At 72.6% G+C, this 24,604-nt stretch carries 26 protein-coding genes; 18 read left to right on the top strand and 8 right to left on the bottom strand.

All coding sequences use genetic code 11. The features are described from left to right. Window positions 1-51: 51 nt before the first annotated feature. Window positions 52-1,026 carry a helix-turn-helix transcriptional regulator gene (locus tag ACPT94_RS40615; RefSeq protein WP_360350859.1) on the bottom strand — a complete coding sequence of 325 codons (975 nt, stop codon included), beginning with the start codon at window positions 1,024-1,026 and terminating at the stop codon, window positions 52-54. Window positions 1,027-1,290: 264 nt separating this feature from the next. Here ACPT94_RS40615 and ACPT94_RS40610 point away from each other — a divergent pair, with 264 nt between their 5' ends. The 18 genes from ACPT94_RS40610 (at window position 1,291) to ACPT94_RS40525 (ending at window position 16,991) form a co-directional block, all read left to right on the top strand. Then, window positions 1,291-1,596: a hypothetical protein gene (locus tag ACPT94_RS40610; RefSeq protein ID WP_425248046.1), complete on the top strand. Its 306-nt coding sequence runs from the start codon at window positions 1,291-1,293 to the stop codon at window positions 1,594-1,596. A gap of 217 nt (window positions 1,597-1,813) precedes the next feature. Further along, window positions 1,814-2,776 carry an LLM class flavin-dependent oxidoreductase gene (locus ACPT94_RS40605; protein ID WP_425248045.1) on the top strand — a complete coding sequence of 321 codons (963 nt, stop codon included), beginning with the start codon at window positions 1,814-1,816 and terminating at the stop codon, window positions 2,774-2,776. A 52-nt stretch (window positions 2,777-2,828) separates the two neighbouring features. Further along, window positions 2,829-3,893 (top strand): daptide biosynthesis RiPP recognition protein, encoded by a 1,065-nt coding sequence (gene mpaB / locus ACPT94_RS40600; RefSeq protein WP_425248044.1) that lies wholly within the window; start codon window positions 2,829-2,831, stop codon window positions 3,891-3,893. Beyond that, the gene (gene mpaM, locus ACPT94_RS40595) at window positions 3,890-4,696 is read left to right on the top strand and encodes a daptide-type RiPP biosynthesis methyltransferase (RefSeq protein ID WP_425248043.1); all 807 of its coding nucleotides are present in this window, start codon (window positions 3,890-3,892) and stop codon (window positions 4,694-4,696) included. Before mpaB ends, mpaM begins: the two co-directional genes overlap by 4 nt. Then, window positions 4,693-5,958, top strand: coding sequence for a daptide-type RiPP biosynthesis aminotransferase (gene mpaD, locus ACPT94_RS40590; protein ID WP_360350844.1), 1,266 nt, complete (start codon window positions 4,693-4,695; stop codon window positions 5,956-5,958). The genes mpaM and mpaD overlap by 4 nt, the downstream gene beginning before the upstream one ends. Before the next feature lie 38 nt (window positions 5,959-5,996). After that, window positions 5,997-6,170, top strand: coding sequence for a daptide-type RiPP (locus ACPT94_RS40585; protein WP_360350841.1), 174 nt, complete (start codon window positions 5,997-5,999; stop codon window positions 6,168-6,170). 220 nt (window positions 6,171-6,390) lie between these two features. Continuing rightward, window positions 6,391-7,713 (top strand): daptide-type RiPP biosynthesis dehydogenase, encoded by a 1,323-nt coding sequence (gene mpaC, locus ACPT94_RS40580; RefSeq protein ID WP_425248042.1) that lies wholly within the window; start codon window positions 6,391-6,393, stop codon window positions 7,711-7,713. A gap of 58 nt (window positions 7,714-7,771) precedes the next feature. Next, window positions 7,772-7,936 (top strand): daptide-type RiPP, encoded by a 165-nt coding sequence (locus tag ACPT94_RS40575; protein WP_425248041.1) that lies wholly within the window; start codon window positions 7,772-7,774, stop codon window positions 7,934-7,936. 58 nt (window positions 7,937-7,994) lie between these two features. Beyond that, window positions 7,995-8,156, top strand: a complete 162-nt coding sequence (locus tag ACPT94_RS40570; RefSeq protein WP_360350833.1) for a daptide-type RiPP — start codon at window positions 7,995-7,997, stop codon at window positions 8,154-8,156. A gap of 53 nt (window positions 8,157-8,209) precedes the next feature. Next, on the top strand, window positions 8,210-8,371 hold the full coding sequence (locus ACPT94_RS40565; protein ID WP_425248040.1) for a daptide-type RiPP: 162 nt from the start codon (window positions 8,210-8,212) through the stop codon (window positions 8,369-8,371). Window positions 8,372-8,416: 45 nt separating this feature from the next. After that, window positions 8,417-8,578 carry a daptide-type RiPP gene (locus ACPT94_RS40560; RefSeq protein ID WP_425248040.1) on the top strand — a complete coding sequence of 54 codons (162 nt, stop codon included), beginning with the start codon at window positions 8,417-8,419 and terminating at the stop codon, window positions 8,576-8,578. A 175-nt stretch (window positions 8,579-8,753) separates the two neighbouring features. Continuing rightward, window positions 8,754-10,385 carry a daptide biosynthesis intramembrane metalloprotease gene (gene mpaP, locus ACPT94_RS40555; RefSeq protein ID WP_360350827.1) on the top strand — a complete coding sequence of 544 codons (1,632 nt, stop codon included), beginning with the start codon at window positions 8,754-8,756 and terminating at the stop codon, window positions 10,383-10,385. Window positions 10,386-10,438: 53 nt separating this feature from the next. Continuing rightward, window positions 10,439-12,973 carry a class III lanthionine synthetase LanKC gene (gene lanKC / locus ACPT94_RS40550; protein WP_425248039.1) on the top strand — a complete coding sequence of 845 codons (2,535 nt, stop codon included), beginning with the start codon at window positions 10,439-10,441 and terminating at the stop codon, window positions 12,971-12,973. Then, window positions 12,970-14,235, top strand: a complete 1,266-nt coding sequence (locus ACPT94_RS40545; protein WP_360350821.1) for a YcaO-like family protein — start codon at window positions 12,970-12,972, stop codon at window positions 14,233-14,235. The genes lanKC and ACPT94_RS40545 overlap by 4 nt, the downstream gene beginning before the upstream one ends. A 32-nt stretch (window positions 14,236-14,267) precedes the next feature. Beyond that, on the top strand, window positions 14,268-15,152 hold the full coding sequence (locus ACPT94_RS40540; RefSeq protein WP_360350818.1) for an ABC transporter ATP-binding protein: 885 nt from the start codon (window positions 14,268-14,270) through the stop codon (window positions 15,150-15,152). Continuing rightward, entirely contained in the window at window positions 15,149-16,441 is a 1,293-nt protein-coding gene (locus tag ACPT94_RS40535) for an ABC transporter permease (RefSeq protein ID WP_425248038.1), read from the top strand. The genes ACPT94_RS40540 and ACPT94_RS40535 overlap by 4 nt, the downstream gene beginning before the upstream one ends. Before the next feature lie 81 nt (window positions 16,442-16,522). Beyond that, on the top strand, window positions 16,523-16,717 hold the full coding sequence (locus tag ACPT94_RS40530) for a hypothetical protein (RefSeq protein WP_425248037.1): 195 nt from the start codon (window positions 16,523-16,525) through the stop codon (window positions 16,715-16,717). A 37-nt stretch (window positions 16,718-16,754) separates the two neighbouring features. Continuing rightward, window positions 16,755-16,991 carry a hypothetical protein gene (locus tag ACPT94_RS40525; protein ID WP_360350810.1) on the top strand — a complete coding sequence of 79 codons (237 nt, stop codon included), beginning with the start codon at window positions 16,755-16,757 and terminating at the stop codon, window positions 16,989-16,991. 115 nt (window positions 16,992-17,106) lie between these two features. Here the strand turns inward: ACPT94_RS40525 and ACPT94_RS40520 are convergent, their stop codons facing one another. The 7 genes from ACPT94_RS40520 to ACPT94_RS40490 form a co-directional block, all read right to left on the bottom strand. Further along, window positions 17,107-17,490 (bottom strand): hypothetical protein, encoded by a 384-nt coding sequence (locus ACPT94_RS40520; RefSeq protein ID WP_360350807.1) that lies wholly within the window; start codon window positions 17,488-17,490, stop codon window positions 17,107-17,109. Window positions 17,491-17,572: 82 nt separating this feature from the next. Further along, window positions 17,573-18,289, bottom strand: coding sequence for a hypothetical protein (locus ACPT94_RS40515; RefSeq protein WP_360350804.1), 717 nt, complete (start codon window positions 18,287-18,289; stop codon window positions 17,573-17,575). Between the two features lie 8 nt (window positions 18,290-18,297). Continuing rightward, entirely contained in the window at window positions 18,298-18,957 is a 660-nt protein-coding gene (locus ACPT94_RS40510; RefSeq protein ID WP_360350801.1) for a hypothetical protein, read from the bottom strand. Between the two features lie 328 nt (window positions 18,958-19,285). Next, window positions 19,286-20,992 carry a bifunctional uroporphyrinogen-III C-methyltransferase/uroporphyrinogen-III synthase gene (locus ACPT94_RS40505; RefSeq protein WP_360350798.1) on the bottom strand — a complete coding sequence of 569 codons (1,707 nt, stop codon included), beginning with the start codon at window positions 20,990-20,992 and terminating at the stop codon, window positions 19,286-19,288. Further along, the gene (gene hemC, locus ACPT94_RS40500) at window positions 20,989-21,948 is read right to left on the bottom strand and encodes a hydroxymethylbilane synthase (RefSeq protein ID WP_360350795.1); all 960 of its coding nucleotides are present in this window, start codon (window positions 21,946-21,948) and stop codon (window positions 20,989-20,991) included. Before hemC ends, ACPT94_RS40505 begins: the two co-directional genes overlap by 4 nt. Next, on the bottom strand, window positions 21,945-23,639 hold the full coding sequence (locus ACPT94_RS40495; RefSeq protein WP_425248036.1) for a glutamyl-tRNA reductase: 1,695 nt from the start codon (window positions 23,637-23,639) through the stop codon (window positions 21,945-21,947). The genes hemC and ACPT94_RS40495 overlap by 4 nt, the downstream gene beginning before the upstream one ends. Then, on the bottom strand, window positions 23,636-24,412 hold the full coding sequence (locus ACPT94_RS40490) for a redox-sensing transcriptional repressor Rex (protein ID WP_360350791.1): 777 nt from the start codon (window positions 24,410-24,412) through the stop codon (window positions 23,636-23,638). The genes ACPT94_RS40495 and ACPT94_RS40490 overlap by 4 nt, the downstream gene beginning before the upstream one ends. Window positions 24,413-24,604 lie beyond the last annotated feature (192 nt).

The following is a 24,604-nucleotide window of genomic DNA, read 5'->3' as shown; positions in this document are numbered from 1 at the left end:
CCGGCACCAGGCGCCCCCGGCAGCAACCACCCCCACTCCCCCTACGCCCCCTCAGAACCACCCCCGTTCCCGTGCCAACAACGCCGCCTGGAACCGATTCGTCGCCTGCAGCCGCGCCATCAGCGAAGCGACATGTTTGCGATAGGTCCGCACGGAGATCCCCAGATCCCGCGCCCCGCTCTCGTCCTTGTCAGCCGCGTACAAGGTCCGCAGAATGCGCCGCTCGATCTCGCTGAGCAACTCGTCGTCCTGCGTGGGCAACTCCTGCGCCATCGCCCACATCCGGTCGAAGAGGGTGACGAGGGTCGCGACGAGCCCCGGCTCGCGGGTGAGCAGCGCGCCCTTGGAGGTGTCGGCCGGATCGATGGGTGTGAGAGCGGCCGACCGATCGCAGATGATCATGCGTTCCAGGGGCTGGTGGGAGATCCGTATCTCCGCCCCCTTCGCCGCGAGCTCGCGCAGATAGGACAGCGTGGTCGGGTCGTCCAGCGCGGGCGCGGCCATGAGCGTCCGCATCCGCACGCCCCGCCGCAGGATCCGCAGATCGATCGGCCGGGAGAAGTCCGCCGACTCGGGCGTGATGATGCCGACGGGATTGGTCGTCAGACTCTCGGTGCGGGCGAAGAACGTGAGCTCGTCGATGACGGCCCGTACGGCCTCCATGCCCTCGATCTGCTGCACGGTCGGCGCCTCCGACGGCACGGACGGCAGCGCGGTCACCGCCTCCCGCTCCGCGCGCAGCGAGTCCACGATGCCGTCGGCCTCGGCGGCGTCCTCCAACTCCCCCCGCAGCCGGTCGAGTCGGCGCTCGATGAGCCGCTCCACGGCCCGCGCGGGCGGTACGGGCCGCACCGCCCCGGTGTGGGTGCGGGTGGCGATCCCCAGCTCGACGAGCTGGTCGGCGGTCTCCGGGGAGACGTCGGCGACGGCCTGGTCAGGGTCCGTCGCGCCGTCCCGCAGGAGCCGGCGGTAGGCGGCTTCCTCCTCTCTGCCGACACCGAGGAATTGAAGACTTGGTTGCGTCATGGTCCCCCCTGCGCACGACCTGTTCTTGATCTCGCCACCAAGAGATACCTCGGGTCACCTCCGTGGCGCCACGCTCGTGTTTCGCCGGTCGGTTGCCTCGTCGCGTGCAGGAAACGGCACGAGCGGGGCGCAGCAAGTTGCACGATCTGCGTCTCGTTTGGAGGTGGGCGGAACGGCAGAGTTGTTCTCGCAAGGAGGCAAGACCGCAAGGAACAGACCACTTGCGGAGAGAAACAGAAGCATCCGTATTTCAGGGGGAAAATCATGAACCGCTCTGTCGCCGGCACCCAGGCCGCCACCCGCCTCGTCCGCACCGGTGTCCGCGCCGCCGCGACGCTGCTCGCCGCCGGTGCCCTGGCCCTGACGGCCCAGGGCACCGCGCAGGCCGCCGAGCCCCGGCCCGCGGCGCACCACCAGACGGCGCCGGCCTCCGCCGGCCTGCCGAAGCTGCCGACGCTCCCCGGCGTCCCGGCGCTTCCCCACCTGCCCTCGCTCCCCGGCGGCGTCCTGGACCCGATCGTCGACGCCCTCAAGGACAACCACGACTGGGGCGTCGCGCCGCGCGACTAGGCTCCCGCCACCGACCGGGACCACACCGACGCCGGCGGGCCCCTGACCAAGGCCCGCCGCCAGTCCCCCAGCACCACCTCACCGCGCCACTTCACCGCGCCACTTCACCGCGCCACCTCCCAGCACTACCTCCCAGCACCACCGCACCGCACCACCGCACCGCACCCCACCCGCCCAGGACCTCCCCTGCCCCCAAACGAGAGAGATATATGCCGCTATGACGGACTATTCGGTTCTTATCCCGTTCGTGCCGCGCCGCCTGGAGCAGACGCTGCCGTTCGCGGGCCTGGTGAACTGGACGCCCGCCGTGCGGCTCTGGCAGGGACAGTCGATGCTCCTGGAGCCCCACCAGACCTTCGTCGGGGCGGCCGGGGCCGGGTTCCGCGTCCCGGTGGGCTTCGGGGTGACCCTGATGCCGCTGCGGCACCCCTTCGAGGCCGCCAACCAGGCCCGCTCGGTGGCGCTGGCCACCGGTCACCCCGTGATCGCCGGCTTCGGGCCGGGCGCCCCGGCCTTCCAGGAGAACATGCTGGGAGCGCCGTATCCGAAGCCGCTGGCCACCGCCCGTCAGTACGTGACGGCCGTGCGCCGGCTGCTCGACGGGGAGCTGGTGCGGATGAACGGCCCGGAGTACACCTTCCAGGCCCAGCTCGCCCCGGCCGCCGCCCCCCGCGTGGACGTCGGACTCGGTGTCCTGCGGCCGGGCATGGCACGGCTCGCCGGCGAGGTCGCCGACACCGTCATCACCTGGCTGACCCCGCCCTCCTACCTGCGCGAGGTGCTGCTGCCCGCGGTCGAGGAGGGCATGGCCCGGGCCGGTCGCACCGACCGTCCGCGCGTCGTCGCCATGGTCCCGGTCGGCCTCCAGCGGGAGGGCACCGCGCCGGAACGGCTCGCGCTGGCCAGTAACTACGCCCATCTGCAGGCCCCGCACTACCTGGACATGCTCCGGCGGGCCGGCGTGCGGGCCGACGGCCAGGACGTGCACGCCGTCGCACGCGCCGCGGTCGACGTGGGCGCCTTCGTCACCGGCGACCTCGACACGGTCGTCAAACGGCTCGACGAGTACCGGCAGGCCGGCGTCGACGAGATCGTCCTCAACACCACCGGCGTCCACAAGATGTTCGGCGCGCAGGAGGCGATCGGCGACCTCACGGAGATCCTCCGCACCGCCGTCTAGCCCTCCCCCGGCCCTTCCCACACCACCACAGGACAAGCAGGACAAGACAGCCATGGACACACCCACGCGCAGACGCGCGAAGGACCACATCATGTCGTGGGGTGCCGGCGGCCGCCGCCCGGCCTCCGTCCCCGAGGGCTCCGTCGCCACGATCGTCCTCGCCGACGCCCGCCACCTCGACGCCGTCACCGCCTCCGGCCTGACCGGCCCGGGCACGCTCGTCTTCGTCCCCGGCACGGGGGAGGCGAGCGGGAACACGATCCCCTACGGCGGCTCCCTCGCCGACCCGGGCGCGGACTTCGCCCTGGGCGAGGACTTCTACCTGCAGACCCAGGACTACGCCTCCAGCGCGTACATGTCCGTCCTCGGCCCCACCCTGATCCGTGTCTTCGGCCTGGAGGACTTCTCCGCCTTCGTCGCCGACGCCGACCGCGCCCTGCACGAGGGCGTCTTCCCCGAGTTCCTGATCACGCCGGCGGTCCTGCTCGCCGACACGGCCGCGCTCGGCGGCCCCCGCGACGGCGACGGCCCCGCCCTGCGCCTGTACGTCGACGCCGAGGGCCGCGTCTCCACCTCGCCGTCCGGTTCCCCGCTGGGCACGGTCGGCGACGACCTCGCGACCCTCCTCACCCGCTACGAACACGTCAACGCGGCCAGCGAGGCCCCCTGCGCGGTGAGCCTGGGCGGGGCCGTGCCCGAGGAGGCGCGCACCGCGGCCCTGCAGACCCGTCCCTTCCTCGGCCGCTACCTGGCCGCCGTCAGGACGCTGCGGGCGCTGACCGCCCAGGACGTCGGCGGCCTGAAGGTCTCCGGTTTCGGCCACCGTCTGACGAACTCGGCCACCGGCGACGCCGACCTGCGCGACCCCGCGCTGCCCCTGGTCCTGTGGAACACCGAACAGGCCTACGTCGTCGCCGGCGGCCGCGTGTTCGCCGTCGACCACGCCTTCGCCGCCGCCGTCGAACGTCTCCTGACCGACACCGCCGACAGCACCGGCGCCAACGACGCCACCGCACCCCTCCCCGTCCACGTCCGGGACCAGGTCCGCGCCTTCTTCACCGACCGCGGCCTGCCCCTGGACATCCCCACCACCCGCATACCGGCAGGTGCCCGATGACCGTCCTCACCCTCCCGCCCGGCCTCGGCGGCGAGCGCGTCACCGCCCTCGGCGACCGCGCCCGGCTCTGCGGCCTCTACGACACCCTGGGCGCCCCCGTCTACGACGACCTCGCCGCCGCCGACGGCTTCGAGATCGGCGACATCGTGGCCGCCGTCCGCACCGGCGCCGAGGGCCCCGTCCTCGACCTGGCCGCCGGAGCCGGCCGGTTCACCCTCCCGCTGCTGGCCACCGGACGCGAGGTCACCGCCCTCGACCTGTCCGCCGACATGCTCGACCTGCTCAGGACACGCCTGGCCGGCGCCCCGCGTGCGATGCGCGAGCGCTGCACGGTCGTCCAGGGCGACATGTCCGCCTTCGACCTGCGCCGCGACTTCGGCCACATCGTCCTGGGCACCACCTCCCTCTCCCTGCTCGACGCCGAGGGCCGGGCCGGTCTGTACCGGTCGGTGGCCGCCCATCTCGCGCCGGGCGGACAGTTCCTGGTCTCGGTGATGGAACGCGCCGACGACGAGGCGCCGACCGAGGTGCACTCCCGGGTACGGGGTGCGAGCGGCACGTCGTACGACCTGTACGAGTACTGGCCGGCCGGTGCCGCCCACCGGTACGTCACCATCGCGCCCGCCGAGCCCGCCGCCGACGGTCCCGTCACGGTCTGCGTCGACGAGGTCGGCACGATGAGCATCGCCGCCATCGAGGCGGAGCTCGCCGAGGCCGGGCTGACGGTGGCCGGGCGCCGGCCGCTGACCGGCATGGGCGACCGTCATCGCGTGACGCTGCTGAAGGCGGTGGCCGCCCGATGAGCAGCGCCCTGTGGCCCTACCTGATCCCGCCGAGCACGCACGGCAACGACGCCGACTGCGCGGTGAGCGCCCGCGGTCACCGCATCACCTTCGCCGACGGCAGCGAGGTCCTCGACGCCGACAGCGGTCTGTGGAACGTCCAGATCGGCTACGGCAACGAGGCGATCGCCGCCGCCGTCGCCGAGGCCGCCGCGAACGGTTCGTACCTGCACTCCTTCCGCTTCGAGAACACCTACGCCCGCACGGCGGCCGACGACCTGCTCCAGGTGTGCGGGCCCGAGCACTACGGCCGGGTCCTGCTCTCCACCGGCGGAGGCGTCGCCAACGACGCCGCGATGAAGCTCGTACGCCACTACCACGCCCTGCGGGGCCGCCCGCAGCGCAACCTCGTCGTCGCCCTGCGCGGCAGCTTCCACGGGCTGACCTTCGGCGGCTTCGCCCTCACCGGCGAGGACCTCGGCCAGCGCGTCTACGGTGTGGACCAGCGGCTGATCCGCCATGTCACGCCCAACGACGTGGGGGAGCTGAGGGATCTGATCGCCCGCAGCGGGCAGCAGATCGCGGCCGTCGTGGTCGAGCCGGTCCTCGGCACCGGGACCGTCCCGCTGACCGACGACTACCTCGCCGAACTCGTCCGGCTGCGCGACGAGACCGGGTTCCTGCTGGTCGCCGACGAGGTCGCCACCGGCTTCGGCCGCACCGGCACCTTCTTCGCCTCGCAGACCTGGCCCGGCCGGCCCGACGTCCTGCTCTCCTCCAAGGGCCTGACCAACGGCACCTGCCCGGCCTCGGCGGTCGTCTTCTCGCAGGAGATCGCCGACGCCTTCACCGGCCAGGACGCGATCCTCACCCACGCCGAGACCCAGGGCGGCACGTCCGTCCCGTCCGCGGCGATCAGCGCGGCCATCGCCGAGATGCGGCGCCTGGACGCGGTCGTCGCCGGCCGCCGGGTCGCCACCCGCCTCGAAGCGGCCATCGCCGACCTCGTCGAACGGCACCCGCTGGTCACCGGCTCCTCCGGCCGCGGCTGTTTCCACACCCTGCACATCGGCGGCCCCGGCGGGCACCGGCTCTCACCGCCCGGCGTGGCCCACCTGGTCGCCGCGATCCGCAAGGCCGGCGCCATCGTCCACCCCGGCCCCGCGGGCATCCAGCTCGTGCCGTCCCTGACGTACTCCGACGCCGAGGTCGACGAGCTCATGGCCTGCGTCGAGGCAGGGATCGACGCCCTGCTGCCCACGGCCGCACCGGCCGCCCGATAACTCCGAATCCGCCCCGACTCCCCGAGGAAACAGCACCCATGAGCGAGCAGAACACCACGAAGTCCCAGGCCGAGCAGTTCGCCACCGAGGAGTTCTCCACCGACGCCAGCGAGCTGGAGATGCAGGAACTGGAGGCCCTGGAGTCCCCCGGCTTCTGGACCGGCGTCTCGATCGGCACCGCGGTCAGCGTCTCGGTCGTCGTCGCGACCTGAGCCACCGGCCGGCGGACGCCACCGCACCCGTCGTACGCCACCGCCTCCGCACTGCCCCGCCCGCACCACCCCGCCGAACCCCGGCGGCCCGAACCGCCCCCGGCGACCCGGGGGTTCGCACCGGCCGCCCACCCTGCCTCGGCCCCACTTCCGGCAAAGGAATGAGCTGGGCCGAGGCAGGTCACCCCACCGTATCCGACGCAGAGCACAAGGAGCTGCCGTGCCCACCGAGACCACCGCCGCCGCGACCCGCACCCGGCACCGCACCGCGCGGCCGGCGAAGGTCCGCAAGGGAGTGATCCGGCCCGAGTTCGTGCCCCCGGCGCCCCCGCTGCGCGGCATCGACCAGCTGGCCGGCTGGCTGCGGAAGGACGGCACGCGAGCCGTCACCGTCGTCGCCGACCCGGCGGTCGCCGGACAGCCCGTCACCACCGGGATCCTCGACCGGATCGAGAGCGTCGGCATCACCCCGGCCCTGCGCGTCCTGGACGGCCCCACCGGACTGGACGCCGTCGCCCGGGCAGCCGCCCGGCTCGCCCCGGACGAGCTCGTCGTCGGCGTCGGCGGCGGCACCACCCTCGACTTCGCCAAACTGGCCGCCCTGTCCGCCCGCCACCCCGACTTCCCCCGCTACCTCACCGCCCCGCAACGCAGCGGCTTCCTGGTCCTGCCGGCCACGCTCGGCTCCAGTGCCCGCGTCCTCGCCGTCCCCACCACCCTCGGCACGGGCAGCGAACTCGGCACGGTCGCCTGCTTCGAGCGTGACGGCGGCAAACTCCTCGCCACCGGACCCTGTCTGCGGCCCGTCGCGGCCCTGTGGGCACCGGAGGCGACCGAGACCCTGCCCGGCGAGCTGATCGCCGACGGCGTCCTGGAAGCCCTCTTCCGCACGGTCAGCCCGTATGCCGGCGACCCCACCGAACTCCCCGAGCAGGACGCCGAGGTGGAGTCCCTGGCCGCCCGCCTGGTCGTCGCCGGGTACGAAGTCGCCGCGCTGCGCACCGAACACCGGCCCGTACCCGCCGAACTACGGCTGCGGATCGCCAAGTCGAGCGGCGAGAGCCAGATCGGCCGGATCAACATCGGCCGCAGTCCCTACGCCGTGAAGTGCTGGGCGATGGCCAACGAACTGTCCACCACCCTGAACCTGGCCAAGATGCGCACGGTCTCCGCCCTGTGGCCGGTGCTGTGGCGGCACACCCTCGCCGGTGACACCCGGCTGGGCAGCCCCGCCCGTGTCCACCGCCTGTGGACGACCCTGCGCACGGCAGCCCCCTGGCTGTCCGACGACCCGGCCACCGGCCTGCTCCAGCTGATGCGCGACTGGCGCGTCGACCGCGAGGTGCGCGCCGACGCCGGCGCGATCGACCGGGCCACCACGCGCATCATGCGCGGCTGGGGAGCGGGCCTGCCCATCCTCGACGAGTTGAGCGCCGCCGATGTGCGCGCGCTCCTCACCGAGGCCACCGAGCCGGCCTCGGGCGCACCGTCCCCCGCCGCCCGAGGCCCCCAGACCCGCACGGACGCCGCCCGGCGCCCGTGACGGAAACCCACCGAACGCGGTCCCGGACCCTCCGGGACCCGACACCGAGGAGAAGCACATGAGCGAGCACACGAACAACGTCGTCGAGACCGAGCTGCAGGACCTCGCCGTCTCCGAGCTGGAGATGCAGGAGCTGGAGACGCTGGAGGCCCCGGGCTGGGCGACCTCCGCGGGCGTCAGCGTCGGCATCTCGCTGGTCTCCGTCGCCTGGAGCCTCACCTGATCCACACCCCCGTCAACCGTCAACCACCGGCACATTCAGCACCTTCGAGGAGAAACCCATGAGCGAGAACAACGTCGTCGAGACCGAGCTGCAGGCCGTCGCCGCCGACTCGGAGCTGGAGATGCAGGAGCTGGAGGCCATGGAGGCCCCGGGCTGGGCGACCTCCGCGGGCGTCAGCGTCGGCATCTCGGTCGTCTCGGTCGCCTTCAGCCTCACCTGATCCCGGCCCGCACCCCCACCCACACCACCGAAACCTCACGAAGGGAAGCCGTCATGGCCGACATCAAGAAGGACACCCCCGCCGAGACCGCCGTCGAGAACGTCGAGCTGGAGATGCAGGAGCTCGAGGCGCTGGAGGCCCCCGGCTTCTGGACCGGCGTCTCCATCGGCGCCGGCGTCTCCTCCGCCGTCGCCACCTCGATCGCCCTCACCTGATTTCCACCACCGACACCACCCGAACCCAGAGAGAAGGAAACAGACATGGCCGACATCAAGAAGGACACCCCCGCCGAGACCGCCGTCGAGAACGTCGAGCTGGAGATGCAGGAGCTCGAGGCGCTGGAGGCCCCCGGCTTCTGGACCGGCGTCTCCATCGGCGCGGGCGTGTCCTCCGCCGTCGCCACCTCGATCGCCCTCACCTGATCGAGCCCCGCACGAAGGGAACGCGACCCCCAGTGAGCAGCCCTCACTAGGTCTTCGACACGCATCGGCGTGATCGCAGATCCTGCCTCGGCCCTGCTTCCGGCAAAGGAATGAGCTGGGCCGAGGCGGGGGGCGCCCCCCTCAAGAAGACCAACCGACCCGTGAGGAACCCACCGTGAGCGCCACCACCGCATCACCCGCTGCGCCTGCCGCGCACACGCAGCGGCCGAACCGCGCACCGGGCACCGAGATCCACCCGCCCATGGGCGACGGCGGCACCTGGGTGCTGCAGCGTGGCCCGCGCTACATCCGGGTGAGCCCCGATGTCGCCGGTCTCGCCCAGCACTTCGACGGCGAGCGCGACCACGCGGAGCTCGCCCGTCTGATGGGCGGCACCTGGTCCGCCGCCATGGTCGGCTTCGCCGTCCGCCGCCTGGACGAGCTCGGCCTGATCGACGACGGCGAGATGAAGGAGCCCCGCCGCGAGGGCCGCCTCAAGCTGGTCCCGCCCTTCACCTTCCAGTTCACGCTGCTGCGGCCGGGCCGCACGATGCAGTCCCTGCAGCCCCTGTTCGTCCGCCTCGGCAACCGGTACCTCGTCGGCGCCGCCCTGCTGACCGCGCTGGCCGGCCTCGCCGCGCTCGCCGTGCAGAACACGTACGTGCAGGGCTCGCTCTCCGGCCCGCTCTCGCCCCTGACCTACCTGGGCGTCCTCGTCGGGCTGATCGCGGGCACCTCGATCCACGAGCTGGGGCACGCCGCCACCCTGATCCGCTACGGCGGCCGCCCGTCCCGGATCGGGATCATGCTCTTCTACCTGATGCCGGCGTTCTTCTGCGACGTCTCCGACGCCTGGCGCCTGCCCGAGCGCCGCCAGCGCGTCCATGTCGCCCTCGCGGGCCCGGCCGTGCAGACCTTCCTCGCCGGCGCGGCCGCCCTCGCCGCCTGGCCGCTCGCCCCCGGCGGCGCCAAGACCACCCTCGTGTTCTTCGCCCTCGGCAGCTATGTCACGGGCCTGCTGAACCTCCTGCCGTTCATCAAGCTCGACGGCTACATCGCCCTGATGAGCCACGCCGACATCCCCTACCTGCGCGACCGCGCCATCACCGACGCCCGCCGCACGATCGCCCGTCTCCTCTTCGGCGGCCGCTACGAGCGCGAGCTGACCACCCGCTGGACCACCTGGTACGGCCTCGCCTGCATGGTCTTCCCGCTGTACCTGCTGTCCACCGCGCTCCAGCTGTGGATCGACCTGCTCAGGCGCGGCGGCTGGATCGGCGTGAGCCTCGCCGCCTGCGGAGTCTCGTACGGCCTGTACTTCCTGGGCCGCGGGGCGCGCCGGCTGGCCGGTGAGGTGCGTGCCGCCGGAGCCGCCCGTCCGAGGGTGGCCACGGTCACCGGCGCGCTGGCCGCGGCCGTGACGGCGCTGCTCTTCGTGCCCGTCCCGCACACCGTCTCCGCCGCGTACGTCACCCGTGGCGACGGCGTCGAGCTGGTGCTCCTGGACGGCGCGGACACCGACCGGATCGAGCCGGGCCAGCGGGTCACCCTGACCGCCAACGGCCCGGTCCTGCACCCGACGACGGGCACCGCGACCGTGGGCGCCAAGGCGGCCGACGGCACCGCGCCCCTGTCGTCCTTCTTCCCCATAGCCCTCGGCGAGGGGTACGACCTGCCGGTCACCGGCTACCGGCTCACCCTCGACCGCGTACCGGACGAGCCCACGGGAGCCGCGGAGGTGGACACCGGCCGCCTCCCCCTCTGGGAGGTCGCCCACCGCACCTATGTGAGCCCCTTCCTCCCGTAACCCGTCCGAACGCCCACCCACTCTTCCCACCCGAAACGGCCAGGAGACGTACCGTGCTCGACTTCCGCTTCCTCGACTTCTGCCGCGAGGACTCCCTCTTCTACGACGCCCCCGACCACGACGGCGCCACCGACCAGGACTTCCACGCGGGCCGCATCCCAGGACCCGGCTGGACGGTGACCCGCGGAAGAGAGTGGACGTTCTGCACCCCGCCCGACCTCGACGTCCCCGACCAGGGCTGGAAGATCCACGTCTCCGCCTCCCCGGACAACGCCGCCGAGCTGCTGGACACCGTCGCTCCGTACTGCGTCGAGCACGGGCTGATGTACAAGTACATCTCCACCCGCGAGATCCTCGGCCGGCGCGGCTCCAAGTACGGCGACCGCAGCGCCAGCGGCAAGTTCATCACCATCTACCCGCCGAACGAGGAGATCCTGGAGCGCACCCTCGACGAGCTGGAGGAGCTGGTCGGCGGCACGCCCGCCCCGTACATCCTCAGCGACCTGCGCTGGAAGCAGGGCCCGCTGTTCGTGCGCTACGGCGGGTTCGTGCTGAAGATGGCCCGCGCCGAGAACGGCGCCCTGGTCCCCGGCATCCGCAACCCGCGGGGCGAGATGGTCCCGGACGTGCGCCGCCCGGCGTTCCGTCCGCCGGAGTGGGTGACGCTGCCGCCGTTCCTCGCCGAGGCCCACCAGGAGCGCAAGCAGGGCACGCTGAAGAACTTCCCGTTCCGCGTCCACAAGGCGCTGCACTTCTCCAACGGCGGCGGTGTCTACCGGGCCGTCGACCAGCGCACCGGCGCCGAGGTCCTGCTGAAGGAGGCCCGCCCGCTGGCCGGCCTGGACGCCAGCGGCGCCGACGCGATCGCCCGGATGGAGCGCGAGCACTGGGCGCTGACCAAGCTGGCCGGCCTGCCCGCCGTGCCGGCGCTGATCGACTACCGCGACGGCCACGAGCACCGCTTCCTGGCCCGCGAGTTCATCGACGGCGAGGCGCTGATCGACGTACTGCGCCGCCGGCACCCCTTCACCTCCGGCGACAACTCGCCCGAGGCGCGCGCCGCCTACACCACCTGGGCGCTGGACATCCTCGACCAGGTGACGGCGGGCGTGGCCGCCATGCACGAGCGCGGGGTCGTCTTCGGTGACCTGCACCCGGGCAACATCCTGCTCAAGGCCGACAACACGGTCGCGTTCATCGACATGGAGACCTGCACCCCGGTCGAGGACGGCCACCCGCAGGCGATGGGCGCGCTCGGCTTCCACGCCCCGCACCACCTCACCGGCGCGGACTGCGACCTGTTCGCCCTGAACGTGCTGCGGCTGACGATGTTCATGCCGCTGCCGCAGATCGTGCCGTGGGGCGTGGCCAAGGTGCAGACGCTTCTCGACGTCGCCACCGAGCAGTTCGACCTGCCCGAGTCGCTGGTCACCACGATCGCCGAGGGCCTCGGCCCGGACGTGCTGACCTCAGGCCGTGACTTCTCCGTCGCCTGGCCCGCCGTCCCGGACGCGGCCCTGCGCGAGGCCATCGCCCGCTCCATCGTCGAGGCCGCCTCCCCCGAGCGCGACGACCGCCTCTACCCGGGCGACGCCATGCAGTTCCTCACCCCGGGCGGCGGCGCCACCTTCGCCTACGGCGCGGCGGGCGTCCTGTGGGCGCTGGCCCGCGCCGGACAGCGTCCCCCGGCAGAGCACGTCCGCTGGCTCGTCGACCACGCCCGCGACGCGGAAACCGACGGCCCCGGCTTCTACACCGGTCTCGCCGGCGTCGCGTACACGCTGGACCACCTCGGCCACCCGCAGGAGGCCGACGCCCTGATGGAGCGTGCCTTCGCCACGCCGGTCGCGGGCGTCAGCGACTCGCTGTGCAACGGCTGGTCGGGCCTGGGCCTGGTCGCCCTGCACCTGGCCGACCGCCGCGGCGACGGCGCGTACCTCGACATGGCCCGCACCCTCGCCGACCGCATCGGCAGCCCCGAGAGCGCCACGACCGGCCCCAAGCGCGTCGGTCTGGTCTACGGCCGCTCCGGCCACGCCCTGTTCCTGCTGCGCCTGTTCGAGCACACCGGCGAACAGCGCTACCTGGACGCCGCCGAAGCCGAGCTGCGCACCGACCTGGAGACCATCGACCTGACCCAGGAGGACAGCAGGCTGCGCCTGGGCCCCGGTCTGATCGGCAGCGCCGGCATCGCCCTGGTGATCCGCGCGCTCTCCCGGCACCGCCCCGCCGCCGACCTGGACGAGGCGCACCGCCTCCTCCTGCAGACCGTCCACTCCCACTTCGCCAGCTCCTGCGGCCTGTTCACCGGTCGCGCCGGCGCACTGCTGACCCTCACCGGCGACCACCGCGACCCCGAGCAGGTCCGCGCCCACCTCGACGCCCTCGGCTGGGAGGCCATGGCCGCCGAGCCCGGCCGCGTCGACTTCCTCGGCGACCACGGCTACCGGCTGTCGACGGACCTGGCGACGGGTTCGGCGGGGGTGCTGCTGGCCCTGACGGCGATAGCGGAGGACGCCGCGGAGGCACTGCCGTTCGCGACGCCGAACCCGGACGAGCCCGCAGCCGTCGACGGAGGCCGGCCGTGATCGACGTACCCCGGACCCTCGCCCCCACCGCCGGCATCGCCGCCCGCTACTCCCTGCTCCCGCCGCAGCCCGACAACCCCCTGTGGAGCGCCGCCGTGGCCCTCCGCCCCGTCGACGGGTGGGACGAGACCCGCGTCCCCCTCTCCGCCCTCGTCGCCGGCGCCAACGGCCACTCCCGCGCGGACGCCCTGCTGCGCGGCGCGGGCGAGGCGGTCGAGCGGCGCGCCCTGCACCCGGACGACCGCCTGCCCGTCGTCCACGGCACCGCCGAAGCCCTCGGCGCGGACGCCTTCCCGGCCCACGCCCACGCCCTCGCCCACCCGGACGCGGCGACCGCCCACCTCGACTGGTACCCGGCGCAGCGTCTGGGCGACGGCAGGGCGGTGCTGGTCCCGGCGGGCCTGGTCGACTGGCCCACCACCGCACCGGCGTCGCTGTTCGACCCGTCCCCGTCCGGCGCCGCGTCCGGCAGCAGCCGCGACATGGCGCTGCGCTCGGCCCTGGTCGAGATCGTGGAGCGGGACGCCTTCACCACGGCGTGGGGCCGCCGGCTGCGCCTGCCGAGCTACACCGACCCGCTCGAGGCGGTGGCCGGGGCCCCCGACCACCCCACCGGCGAGGCCCTCCGCGCCCTGTGGCGGCGCGCGCTGGACCAGGGCGTCGAGGCGACCTTCGCTTACATCCCCAACGCCGTCCCGGGCCTGTGGTGCGTGGTGGCCTGCCTGGTGGAACCGGACCGCCCCGGCGCGACGGCCACCGTCGGCATGAAGGCCTCCGACCGCCCGTACGACGCCCTGCTCGGCGCCCTCCAGGAGGCCTGGCAGGTCCGCGCCGCCCTGGACGCCACCCGGCAGGCCGGCCCGGTCCACGCGCCGGACCGGGTGGTCACCGAGCACGACCGCATCCAGTACATGCTGACCGGCCGCGCCCACGCCGCCGTACGCGACTGGGTCGCCGGATTCACCCCGGCGCGGGGACCGATGACGGAACGCCGGGTGACCACCGACGACATCACCGTCGCCCTCCTCGCCGACGGCGCCGACCCGCTCGTCGTCGACCTCACCCCCCGCCTGCCCGCCGGCGCCGTGGCGATGGGCTGGCGGGCGGTGAAGGTCGTCCCGGCCGGCTACCAGCACCTCCGCATGGACGAGACCCACGACTGGACCTGGCACGTGCCCCGCGTGACCAGCGCGCCCGAACGCACGGGCTGCCCCGCCCGCCTGGCCGACCACCGGTCCGCCGCCCCCCACCCCCTGCCCTGAGACCCACGCCGAGACGAAGAGGAACACGCACGATGCTGGAACTGGACAACGTGGTACGCCGCTTCGGCGACCGCTGCGTGGTCGACCACGTCTCCTTCCGCGTCGACGAGGGCCGGATGACCGGCTTCGTCGGCGGGAACGGCGCGGGCAAGACCACCACCATGCGCATGATCATGGGCGTCCTGGCCCTGAGCGGCGGCGAGATCCGCTGGAACGGCGCGCCGGTCACGGCCGTCGACCGGCGCGGCTTCGGCTACATGCCCGAGGAGCGCGGCCTGTACCCGAAGCAGACCGTGCTCGGCCAGCTGGTCTACCTGGGCCGCCTGCGCGGCCTGACCGCCCACGCCGCCGAACGCTCCGCCTCGGACCTGATCGAGCGCCTGTCGCTCACCGAGAAGCGCACCGAACGCCTGGAGTCGCTCTCCCTGGGCAACCAGCAGCGCGTGCAGATCGCGGCCGCGCTGATCGGCGAACCGCACCTGCTGGTCCTGGACGAGCCGTTCTCCGGTCTCGACCCGCACGCCGTCGACTCCATGGCGGAGCTGCTGCGGGAGCACACCGACCGCGGTGTGCCGGTGCTGTTCTCCTCCCACCAGCTGGAGCTCGTCGAGCGGCTCTGCGACGACCTGGTCGTCCAGGCCGCGGGCCGCACCCTGGCCCGCGGCACCGCCGACAGTCTGCGCCGCCGCGGCCGCGTCCGGCACCGCCTGGTGACCGGCGGCCCCACCGACTGGCTGCGCGGCGTCCAGGGCGTCGACGTCATCACGTCGGAGTACGGCACCGCCCTGCTGGAACTCGCCACCGATGACGTGGCCGACCGACTCCTGGCGGAGGCACTGCGCCGGGGCCCGGTCCGCGAGTTCGCCGAGATCGTCCCCAGTGTCGCCGACGTGTTCAGGGAGATGACCGCAGCATGACCACGCTGACGCCGGAGACGACCGACCCCACCACCGAACCGACCACCGAACCGACCACCGAGAAGCCCAGCCCCACCATGCGCACCGAGCCCCCCACACGCCACCCCCGGCCCCAGCCCCGGACCCCCTCCGCCTGGCGCATCGTCACCGCCCGCGAGATCTCCGTGAAGATCCGCGACCGCGGCTTCCTGCTCTCCACCCTCGCCACCCTCGCCGTCATCCTCGGCGCGGTCGGCCTGCAGTTCTACATCGCGTCGACGACCGGAAAGATCACGGTCGCGGCGGTCGCCCCGGCGAGCACCCAACTCGTCGAGCAGGCCGAGGCACTGGCCGACCGGGCCGACCAGGACATCGACATCACCCTCCACAAGGAGACCTCCGAGGAGGCGGTCCGCGCGGCCGTCCGCGACGGCGATGCCGACGCGGGCCTGCTGCGCACCCCCGACGGCTGGACCCTCCTCGGCGACACCGACACCGACTCCACCGCCGCCACCTGGCTCGGCGCCGCCGTCCAGGCGAACGCGCTGGAGGCCAACGCCACCGCCGCCGGCACCAGCATGGCGGACCTGGCCAGGGGCGCCACGCTCCAGCACACCCTGCTCTCGCCCGACGAGACACCCGAGACGGTCGTCCGCATGGCGACGTACTTCTTCGGCTTCCTCTTCTACCTCGCCGCCGTCCTCCTCGGCGTCTCGCTGGCCACCAGCATCGTCGAGGAGAAGCAGAACCGGGTGGTCGAGATCATCGCGAGCTCGATCCGTCTGCGCGACCTCCTCGTCGGCAAGATCGTCGGCAGTACGACGCTGGCGCTGGCCCAGATGGTCGCGTTCACGGCGGCCGCCGCGATCGGCCTGGTCGCGGCCGGCCACGAGGAGACTTTCGGTCAGGTCACCGCGGGCCTCGGCTGGTTCCTCGTCTACTACGTGGTCGGCATCGCCGTCCTGGCCTGCGTCTTCGCCGCCGCCGGCGCCATCGCCACCCGCACCGAGGACATCCAGTCGACGACGACCCCGGTGAACGCGATCGTCGCCGTCGTCTTCGTCGCCGGCATCACCGCCTCCGGCACCGCCCAGAGCATCCTGTCCTTCGCCCCCCTGACCTCCACCATCACGATGCCCGCCCGGATCATCGCCGGGGACACCGCCTGGTGGGAGCCGGCGGCCTCGCTGCTGGTCTCCCTGGCGGCCGCGGCCCTGGTCGTCCTGGGCGCCGAGCGCGTCTACCGCCGGGCCCTGATGCAGACCGGCCGAAAGCTCTCCTTCCGTCAGGCCCTCAAGCTCGCGGACTGATCCGCTCCCCCTACCATCCACACCCCACGACTCCACCGCACCCACAGAACCCCCACCACCCCCACCACCGAGGAGAACACCATGAGCAACAACACCGACCGCCCGAACTCCGTCATCCTGATCGCCGCCCTGCTCGCCGTCCTCGCCGGCGCCGAGGTCGCCGTCATCACCAGCGACCTGGACAACGGCGTCCGCTACGCCGTCGGCGGCGCCATCCTGATCGGCCTGATCGTGGGCGCCTACCAGCTCAGCCGCGCCCGCCGCACCTCCCGCTGACCCCCCTCTTCCCGTACCCCTTCCAGGAGCCCTTCCCATGCCCATCGAGCACCCCGTACGCATCAGCGGACCGGACGGAGCTCATCCGGAGTTCGCCGCGATCCGCCTGATCGCACTGCTGCCGGCGGGCTGGACGGCGACCCTGCTCGACTGCTCCGGCCACACGGCGTCCCTGACCCTCACGGTCCCCGACGCCCTGCCGTCCACCGCGTTCGAGACAACCCTCGACGAGGTCCTCGCCGCTCCACCACTGCGCGGCTGGACCAGAGCCTGAGCGAGACGACAAAGGGCCCGCCCCCGCATCACCGGGGGCGGGCCCGTCGTCATACCACCGAGTTCCGGACCGCCGACCGCCGATCCTCCGGATGACGGTACGGGTCGTGGGTGAGTCACCGGATGCGGACGTCGGTCACGCGGGCTCCGGAGGACGCGGGGCCCTGCTTCCACGGCACGGTGAGGGTTCCCTCATAGGTGGCCTGGTTGTCGACCCGTTGGTCCACCACGCGCGTGGCGGCGGCGTCGCCGTCGTCGTCGAGGAACGAGATGACGACGGTGTAGGTGACCGGGTCCGGCCCGCCGTTGCGGATGCGGTAGTCCGCCCTCGCCTGCCTTCCGTCGCCGGTTGCCTGCATACGGAACTCGGTGATGGTGACGTCGTCCGTGGGCTTGTGGGTACTGTCACCTTCCTCCGGATCCGTGCTGCCGGCGCATGCGGACAAGGCCAGGACGAGAGCGGCGAATCCGGCTGCCGGCTGCCAGGACCGTGCTGACATGCTCAAAGCTCCCTACGGTGGGTGACCCGGCTGCCACCGCGACCGGCCTGGGGACGGCGCGGTGGCAGCAGGCCAGGAACGGTTACCGCGCCGGAACGGCGGCGTCGAGAGCTGCGGCGAGTTCCGTAGCGCTCTTGCCTGCCATCTGCTCCTCCAGAGAAGCGGGTCCGGGCTCGTCCTCCATGGCCCGGAAGCGGGTTGCGCTGACGGTCTGACCCTCGTTCTCTCCCTTCCCGATCACACCGTTGTCGAACGGGAGTTTCGAGCCTTCGCCGAGGCCGACCCAGGACGGGGGCAGCTCCGTCCCGTCCGGTCCCTTCGTCAGCCAGTGGACCGCCTCGATGTAGGAGTGGCCGGGTTCGAGCACGGGACGGTCGGCGTCGACCACCGGGGTGCGTTCACCGTCGTGCACGGTCCAGCCACCGGAGTGCCGGACGATGGTGGAGCCGACGGCGGGAGGCTCGCTGGTGGAGGCCGGGTGGGACCAGATGACCTTGTCGACGCGTACGGTCAGCTCGCGCGGCACGAATCCTTCGCCGGACTGCTCCTCTTCCTCGCTCATCGGCAGCGCCTTCTCCGAAAGCACGGTATAGGCGATGGCATGGTCGGTGTGAGCGATCCAGTCCGCCGCGGTCTGAGAGGGGTAGCGGTCGTCCACCGCCGCATGGGCGCCGGCGCTCGACGTGGTGTCCGCCTGACTCGTTTCCCCGGCGGAAACCATGCGCGGGACGCCCACTGCCGCGGCGAGGGCGGCCGTGAAGGCGGCCACTGCCGAGATCAGCGTCTTCTTGTTCTTCAACTCTTCTCCTAGTAGACAGAGTTGACGTTGTCGCGGTTGTTGGAGCCGAGGGACTCCGTGCCGCCGTCAGACGGTTTCTCCATGCAGCCGAGCCGGTTGTCGGTGTTGCTCAGCCTGGGCACGGCTTCCGCTCCGTGGAGCAGGCCGACGGCGTGCCCGGTCTCGTGGCAGATCCGCTTCTTGGTGACGTAGCCGTTTTCGATGCGTATGTACGTCTGGTCGCACTTGATGGTGTTCTCGATGGGATCGTCGCACCAGGCCCGTCCCACGGTGTCATCCCCGCCGACCGCGCCGATCTGGTAGACGAAGTCGGTTTCCGCGCCGCCGTCGTAATCCGGGCTGCCGTCCCAGCTGAGTTCCAGGTCGGTGGGCTGGTACTGCGCGCCGATCACGTCGGCGACACGAGACTTCTGGGCGCTGCTGAGGCTTCCCTGTCGGTACATGGTGACGGTGTCGTTGTCCGTCTGGCAGACGCGGCCCCCGGACGGATTTCCCTTCTTGCACGCCTCGTGCGCGTCGAAGCCGCCGATCGGGACGATGTTGTCGGTGACGACGGCGAATGCCTGGGGGCTGGCGAACCCGACGACGGCAGCGGCGGCGACGATGACCATGCTCCTGCGACGCCTGCGGGGCGGCGCAGGTTCGGACTTGGCGGTGTTCGGTGTCACAGATGCTCCCCCATGAGTGAAAGTCCACGAGGAAGTGCCCGCCGTCGTGCCACGCGCCGTCCCCCGTGCCTGGTCGTGCGCGGCCCGGGGCTTCTCTGGTCCGGATCCACCCGGGGCGGCGCGGCAGCACTGTAGGCACACGGGCAACACAAAGAGCAGGGCAGCGCGGCGGATTGGCCGGAATCCAGCGGCTGTGCCAGGACATGTCCGAACGATCACGTGCGGCGCCGGATGACCGACACGCCTGCGGCCCCGCACCCGAGTGCACGGGTACGGGGCCGCAGGTAAGTCGCAGGGGAGCACTCGGCACGGAGTGCTCCGCCACCCCTCAGGTGGCCCGGCGCCGCCGAGCCCCCGGCCTCCGCTCGCTCGGCCGGGTCACCGGGTCCCCCGCCTCCAGCGCGGCAGCCCGGCGCCGCAGCCCGAAGTCGGCCAGTGCCTCCGCCAGCTTGTGCACGGACGGCTCCGGAGCCATGACATCCACCCGGAGGCCGTGCTCCTCGGCGGTCTTCGCCGTGGCGGGGCCGATGCACGCGATCACGGTCACGTTGTGCGGCTTCCCGGCGATCCCCACCAGGTTCCGCACCGTGGACGACGACGTGAAGAGAACGGCGTCGAAGCCACCGCCCTTGATCGCCTCACGGGTCTCCGCCGGCGGCGGCGACGCCCGTACGGTCCGGTAGGCCGTGACGTCGTCGACCTCCCAGCCGAGCTCGATGAGCCCGGCGACGAGCGTCTCGGTGGCGATGTCGGCCCTGGGCAGAAAGACACGGTCGATCGGGTCGAAGACCGGGTCGTAGGGAGGCCAGTCCTCCAGCAGCCCCGCCGCCGACTGCTCCCCACTGGGCACCAGGTCCGGCTTCACACCGAACGCGATCAGCGCCTTGGCGGTCTGCTCCCCCACCGCGGCGACCTTGATCCCCGCGAAGGCCCGGGCGTCGAGCCCGTACTCCTCGAACTTCTCCCGCACCGCCTTGACCGCGTTCACCGAGGTGAAGGCGATCCACTCGTAGCGGCCCGTCACCAGCCCCTTGACCGCCCGCTCCATCTGCTGGGGCGTCCGCGGCGGCTCGACGGCGATCGTCGGCACCTCGTGCGGCACGGCGCCGTAGGACCGCAGTTGGTCGGAGAGCGACGCCGCCTGCTCCTTCGTCCGCGGCACGAGCACCTTCCAGCCGAACAGCGGCTTGGACTCGAACCACGCCAGCTGGTCACGCTGGGCGGGGGCGGAACGCTCACCGACCACGGCTATCACCGGGCGGCCGGCCTCCGGCGAGGGCAGCACCTTCGCCTGCTTCAGCGTCTGCGCGATGGTCCCGAGCGTGGCGGTCCACGTCCGCTGCCGGGTCGTCGTACCGGCGACCGTCACCGTCATCGGCGTATCGGGCTTGCGCCCGGCCGACACCAGCTCCCCGGCGGCGGCGGCGACGGAGTCCAGGGTCGTGGACACGACCACCGTCCCGTCCGACGCCCCCACCTCCGTCCAGCACCGGTCCGACGCCGTCCGCGCGTCCACGAACCGGACGTCGGCGCCCTGCGCGTCACGCAGCGGCACACCCGCGTACGCGGGCACACCGACCGCCGCCGCGACACCGGGAACGACCTCGAACGGAACGCCGGCCGCCGCGCACGCGAGCATTTCCTCGGCGGCGTACGTATCCAGTCCGGGGTCCCCGGTCACCGCACGGACGACCCGCCTGCCGCCCCGCGCGGCCTCCATGACAAGATGTGCGGCATCCCGCACTGCGGGGATCCCAGCAGTTGTTGACGTGACGTCAACGACCGTCGGGTGAGGCGTGCCCGTGCCCGGAACAGGGTCCGACGAAGGACCCGGGTCCGCGTTCACGACGGCGACGCCCGGCCTGGCGTGCGTCCGTACGACGTCGAGCACATCGTGCTCGGCGACGAGGACGTCCGCGTGGGCCAGCGCCTCCACGGCGCGCAGAGTCAGCAGTCCCGGATCCCCGGGTCCGGCACCGAGGAAGGTGACGTGCCCGTGTTCAGGACCGACGGCAGGAAGGGCGGTGGGGCTCACTGTGCTCGCTCCCCCATCAGACCGGCCGCGCCCTGGGCAAGCATCTCGGCGGCGAGTTCGCGACCGAGCGCCATTGCCCGGTCGTGCGTCTCGGGCACGGGACCGGTGGTGGACAGCTGCACCATGCGAGTGCCGTCGGTCGTGCCGACGACGCCGCGCAGGCGCATTTCCTTGACAATCTGCCCGTCGGCCAGCCTGTCGGCCAGCGCGCCCACAGGGGCGGAGCAGCCGGCCTCCAGGGCGGCGAGCAGGGACCGTTCGGCGGTCACGGCGACCCGCGTGAACGGGTCGTCGAGCTCACCGAGCGCCGCGACGAGCTCTGCGTTGGCCGCAGCGCACTCGATCGCGAGCGCCCCCTGGCCGGGGGCGGGCAAAACCGTGTCGACCGACAGGAAGTCGGTCACTTCCTCACTGCGACCCATCCGATTCAGGCCGGCGGCGGCCAGCACGACGGCATCCAGCTCACCGTCACGCACGAACCCGATCCGCGTATCGACGTTCCCCCGAATCGGAACGGTCTCGATGTCCAGCCCGTGGCCGCGCGCGTACGCGTTCAACTGCGCCGTCCGGCGCGGCGAACCCGTACCGATGCGCGCCCCGCGGGGCAGGTCGGTGAACTTCAGCGCGTCCCGGGCGACGAGCACGTCGCGCGGGTCCTCGCGCACCGGTATCGCGGCCAGGACCAGGTCCTCGGGCTGCGTGGTCGGCAGGTCCTTCAGCGAGTGAACCGCGAAGTCGACCTCGCCCCTGAGCAGCGCGTCCCGCAGCGCGGTGACGAACACACCGGTGCCGCCGATCTGCGCGAGGTGCTCGCGGGAGACATCGCCGTACGTGGTGATCTCGACGAGCTCGACGGGCCGGCCGGTCACCTGGCTCACGGCTTGTGCCACCTGCCCGGACTGGGCCATGGCGAGCTTGCTCCGCCTGGTCCCGAGCCTCAGTGCCTTCCCTGTCATCGTGGCCCTCGGTTCTTCTCGGTGCTGTCCTCGGCGCGGGAGACGGAGGCCACCGTCTCCTGGTCGAGGTCGAACAGGGTGCGCAGCGCGTCCGCGTACCCGGCGCCGCCGGGCTCGGCCGCGAGCTGCTTGACCCGTACGGTCGGCGCGTGCAGCAGCTTGTCCACGACGCGCCGCACGGTCTGGGTGATCTCGGCGCGGTGCTTGTCGTCCAGGCCGGGCAGCCGCCCGTGGAGCCGGGCGATCTCGCCGGCGACGACATCGGCGGCCATGGCACGCAGCGCGACCACGGTCGGCGTGATGTGCGCGGCCCGCTGCGCGGCGCCGAACGCGGCGACCTCGTCGGAGACGATCCGCCGCACCTGGTCGACGTCCGCCGCCATCGGCGCGTCCGCGGAGGCCTCGGCGAGCGACTCGATGTCCACGAGGCGCACCCCGGCGAGCCGGTGCGCGGCCGCGTCGACGTCCCGCGGCATCGCGAGGTCCAGCAGGAACAGCACCGGCTCCGGCCGTACGGGCACGGCGACCGGCTCGGGCCTGCGCAGTTCGGGGATGCGGCCGACGGTGGCGACGGTCGCGGCGAGCGCGGTGATCAGCTCGGCGTCGGCCTCGGGCCGGCGGGCGGCCTCGCGGCGGTCGACGCCGGCGCCCGCGACCCAGGCCGCGTGCTGCTCCAACGTCGCCGCGTCCAGGCCGGCCACGGCGGCCTCCCCCATGACGGAGAAGCCGGGCTGCTGCACGGCCGACAGGTCCAGCGGACAGCCCTCGTCGGTGCCGACGGAGGTGGGCGGCAGCGGCCGTACGTCCGTGTCGGCCGGCTCGTCCTCGGTGAAGGCGACGGGCGTTCCGGTGCGGCCCTCGACCGCCGTCGCGACCGCTTCGGCCGTGAGGACGAGTCCCGTCGCCCCCGTACAGGAGACGGCAACGTCGGCACGTGTCAGCTCCTGCGCCACCGACTCCATCGGCACGGCCCGGGCGAGTACGTCGGTGTCCTCGGCCTCGGTGAGTATCTGCGCGAGGCGCTCGGCGCGGTCGAGGGTGCGGTTGGCGACGACGACCTCGGCGACCCCGGCGCGCGCGAGCGTGGCCGCGGCCAGCGAGGACATGGAGCCGGCGCCGATCACGAGGGCGCGCTTGCCCCGGGCCCACGCGGTCACCTCCCCGCCCGCGGCCAGCTGCTCCAGGCCGAAGGTGACCAGGGACTGGCCGGCCCGGTCGATGCCGGTCTCGGAGTGGGCGCGCTTGCCGACCCGCAGGGCCTGCTGGAACAGGTCGTTCAGCAGCCGTCCGGCGGTGTGCAGCTCCTGCGCGCGGGCCAGGGAGTCCTTGATCTGCCCGAGGATCTGCCCCTCGCCGACGACCATCGAGTCCAGGCCGCAGGCCACCGAGAACAGGTGGTGGACGGCACGGTCCTCGTAGTGCACGTAGAGATAGGGAGTGAGCTCCTCCAGCCCGACCCCACTGTGCTGGGCGAGCAGCGTGGACAGCTCGGCGACACCGGCGTGGAACTTGTCCACGTCGGCGTACAGCTCGATGCGGTTGCAGGTGGCGAGCACCGCGGCCTCGGCGGCCGGCTCGGCGGCGACCGTGTCCTGCAGCAGTTTGAACTGGGCGTCCGTGGACAGCGAGGCCCGCTCCAGCACGCTGACCGGGGCGCTGCGGTGGCTCAGCCCGACGACGAGGAGACTCATGCCGGCATCACGGCGGGAACGTCCCCGTCGGGCCCCTGGTCGGTGGACTCCTCGCGGGTCACGGCGGCGGCCGGGACGGCCGTCGTCGCCGTGGTGTCGCCCGCGGCCTCCTCGCCGGCCTTGCGCTGCTCGTGGAAGGCGAGGATCTGCAGCTCGATGGAGAGGTCGACCTTGCGCACGTCGACGCCGTCCGGGACGGACAGCACGGTCGGCGCGAAGTTCAGGATGGAGGTGACACCGGCGGCCACGAGCCGGTCGCAGACCTGCTGGGCGGCGCCGGCGGGCGTCGCGATGACGCCGATCGACACGCCGTTGTCCGTGATGATCTTCTCGAGGTCGTCCGTGTGCTGGACGGGGATCCCGGCGACCGGCTTCCCGGCCATCGCCGGGTCGGCGTCGATGAGCGCCGCGACCCGGAAGCCGCGGGAGGCGAACCCGCCGTAGTTGGCCAGCGCCGCGCCGAGGTTGCCGATACCGACGATCACAACCGGCCAGTCCTGGGTCAGGCCCAGCTCACGGGAGATCTGGTACACGAGATACTCGACGTCGTACCCCACACCCCGCGTCCCGTAGGAGCCCAGGTACGAGAAGTCCTTGCGCAGCTTCGCGGAGTTGACCCCCGCCGCGGCCGCGAGCTCCTCGGAGGAGACCGTGGGTACCGAGCGCTCCGACAGTGCGGTCAGGGCGCGGAGGTACAGCGGAAGGCGGGCGACGGTGGCCTCGGGAATCCCTCGGCTGCGGGTCGCCGGTCGGTGAGTTCGGCCAGTTGCCACGGTGCTCCTGCGGGTAGAGCGGGGCTGCAGGCGGTCATACGTCCCCAGACCGCCCCGTCGAATGCAGGCTATGTCTTTGTGAACGCGTGCACAAAGATGGTGTCCGATTTGCCCGGCCAACGTGACCGGGGTCACGCGCCCCCGGCGCGTCCACGGGGAACCGGCGCCGACACGCCCGGGCTCCTTCTTTGT

The sequence above is a fragment of the Streptomyces aurantiaciflavus genome (genome assembly GCF_049808595.1).
In the GTDB taxonomy this organism is placed as follows: domain Bacteria; phylum Actinomycetota; class Actinomycetes; order Streptomycetales; family Streptomycetaceae; genus Streptomyces.
This window is presented reverse-complemented; position numbering and strand designations above follow the sequence as displayed.

Bases quoted from the DNA above. Each gene is read 5' to 3' on its own strand.
- ACPT94_RS40615 (WP_360350859.1), bottom strand. From the start codon at position 1,026: ATGACGCAACCAAGTCTTCAATTCCTCGGTGTCGGCAGAGAGGAGGAA.
- ACPT94_RS40610 (WP_425248046.1), top strand. From the start codon at position 1,291: ATGAACCGCTCTGTCGCCGGCACCCAGGCCGCCACCCGCCTCGTCCGC.
- ACPT94_RS40605 (WP_425248045.1), top strand. From the start codon at position 1,814: ATGACGGACTATTCGGTTCTTATCCCGTTCGTGCCGCGCCGCCTGGAG.
- mpaB (WP_425248044.1), top strand. From the start codon at position 2,829: ATGGACACACCCACGCGCAGACGCGCGAAGGACCACATCATGTCGTGG.
- mpaM (WP_425248043.1), top strand. From the start codon at position 3,890: ATGACCGTCCTCACCCTCCCGCCCGGCCTCGGCGGCGAGCGCGTCACC.
- mpaD (WP_360350844.1), top strand. From the start codon at position 4,693: ATGAGCAGCGCCCTGTGGCCCTACCTGATCCCGCCGAGCACGCACGGC.
- ACPT94_RS40585 (WP_360350841.1), top strand. From the start codon at position 5,997: ATGAGCGAGCAGAACACCACGAAGTCCCAGGCCGAGCAGTTCGCCACC.
- ACPT94_RS40575 (WP_425248041.1), top strand. From the start codon at position 7,772: ATGAGCGAGCACACGAACAACGTCGTCGAGACCGAGCTGCAGGACCTC.
- ACPT94_RS40570 (WP_360350833.1), top strand. From the start codon at position 7,995: ATGAGCGAGAACAACGTCGTCGAGACCGAGCTGCAGGCCGTCGCCGCC.
- ACPT94_RS40565 (WP_425248040.1), top strand. From the start codon at position 8,210: ATGGCCGACATCAAGAAGGACACCCCCGCCGAGACCGCCGTCGAGAAC.
- ACPT94_RS40560 (WP_425248040.1), top strand. From the start codon at position 8,417: ATGGCCGACATCAAGAAGGACACCCCCGCCGAGACCGCCGTCGAGAAC.
- ACPT94_RS40540 (WP_360350818.1), top strand. From the start codon at position 14,268: ATGCTGGAACTGGACAACGTGGTACGCCGCTTCGGCGACCGCTGCGTG.
- ACPT94_RS40535 (WP_425248038.1), top strand. From the start codon at position 15,149: ATGACCACGCTGACGCCGGAGACGACCGACCCCACCACCGAACCGACC.
- ACPT94_RS40530 (WP_425248037.1), top strand. From the start codon at position 16,523: ATGAGCAACAACACCGACCGCCCGAACTCCGTCATCCTGATCGCCGCC.
- ACPT94_RS40525 (WP_360350810.1), top strand. From the start codon at position 16,755: ATGCCCATCGAGCACCCCGTACGCATCAGCGGACCGGACGGAGCTCAT.
- ACPT94_RS40520 (WP_360350807.1), bottom strand. From the start codon at position 17,490: ATGTCAGCACGGTCCTGGCAGCCGGCAGCCGGATTCGCCGCTCTCGTC.
- hemC (WP_360350795.1), bottom strand. From the start codon at position 21,948: ATGACAGGGAAGGCACTGAGGCTCGGGACCAGGCGGAGCAAGCTCGCC.
- ACPT94_RS40495 (WP_425248036.1), bottom strand. From the start codon at position 23,639: ATGAGTCTCCTCGTCGTCGGGCTGAGCCACCGCAGCGCCCCGGTCAGC.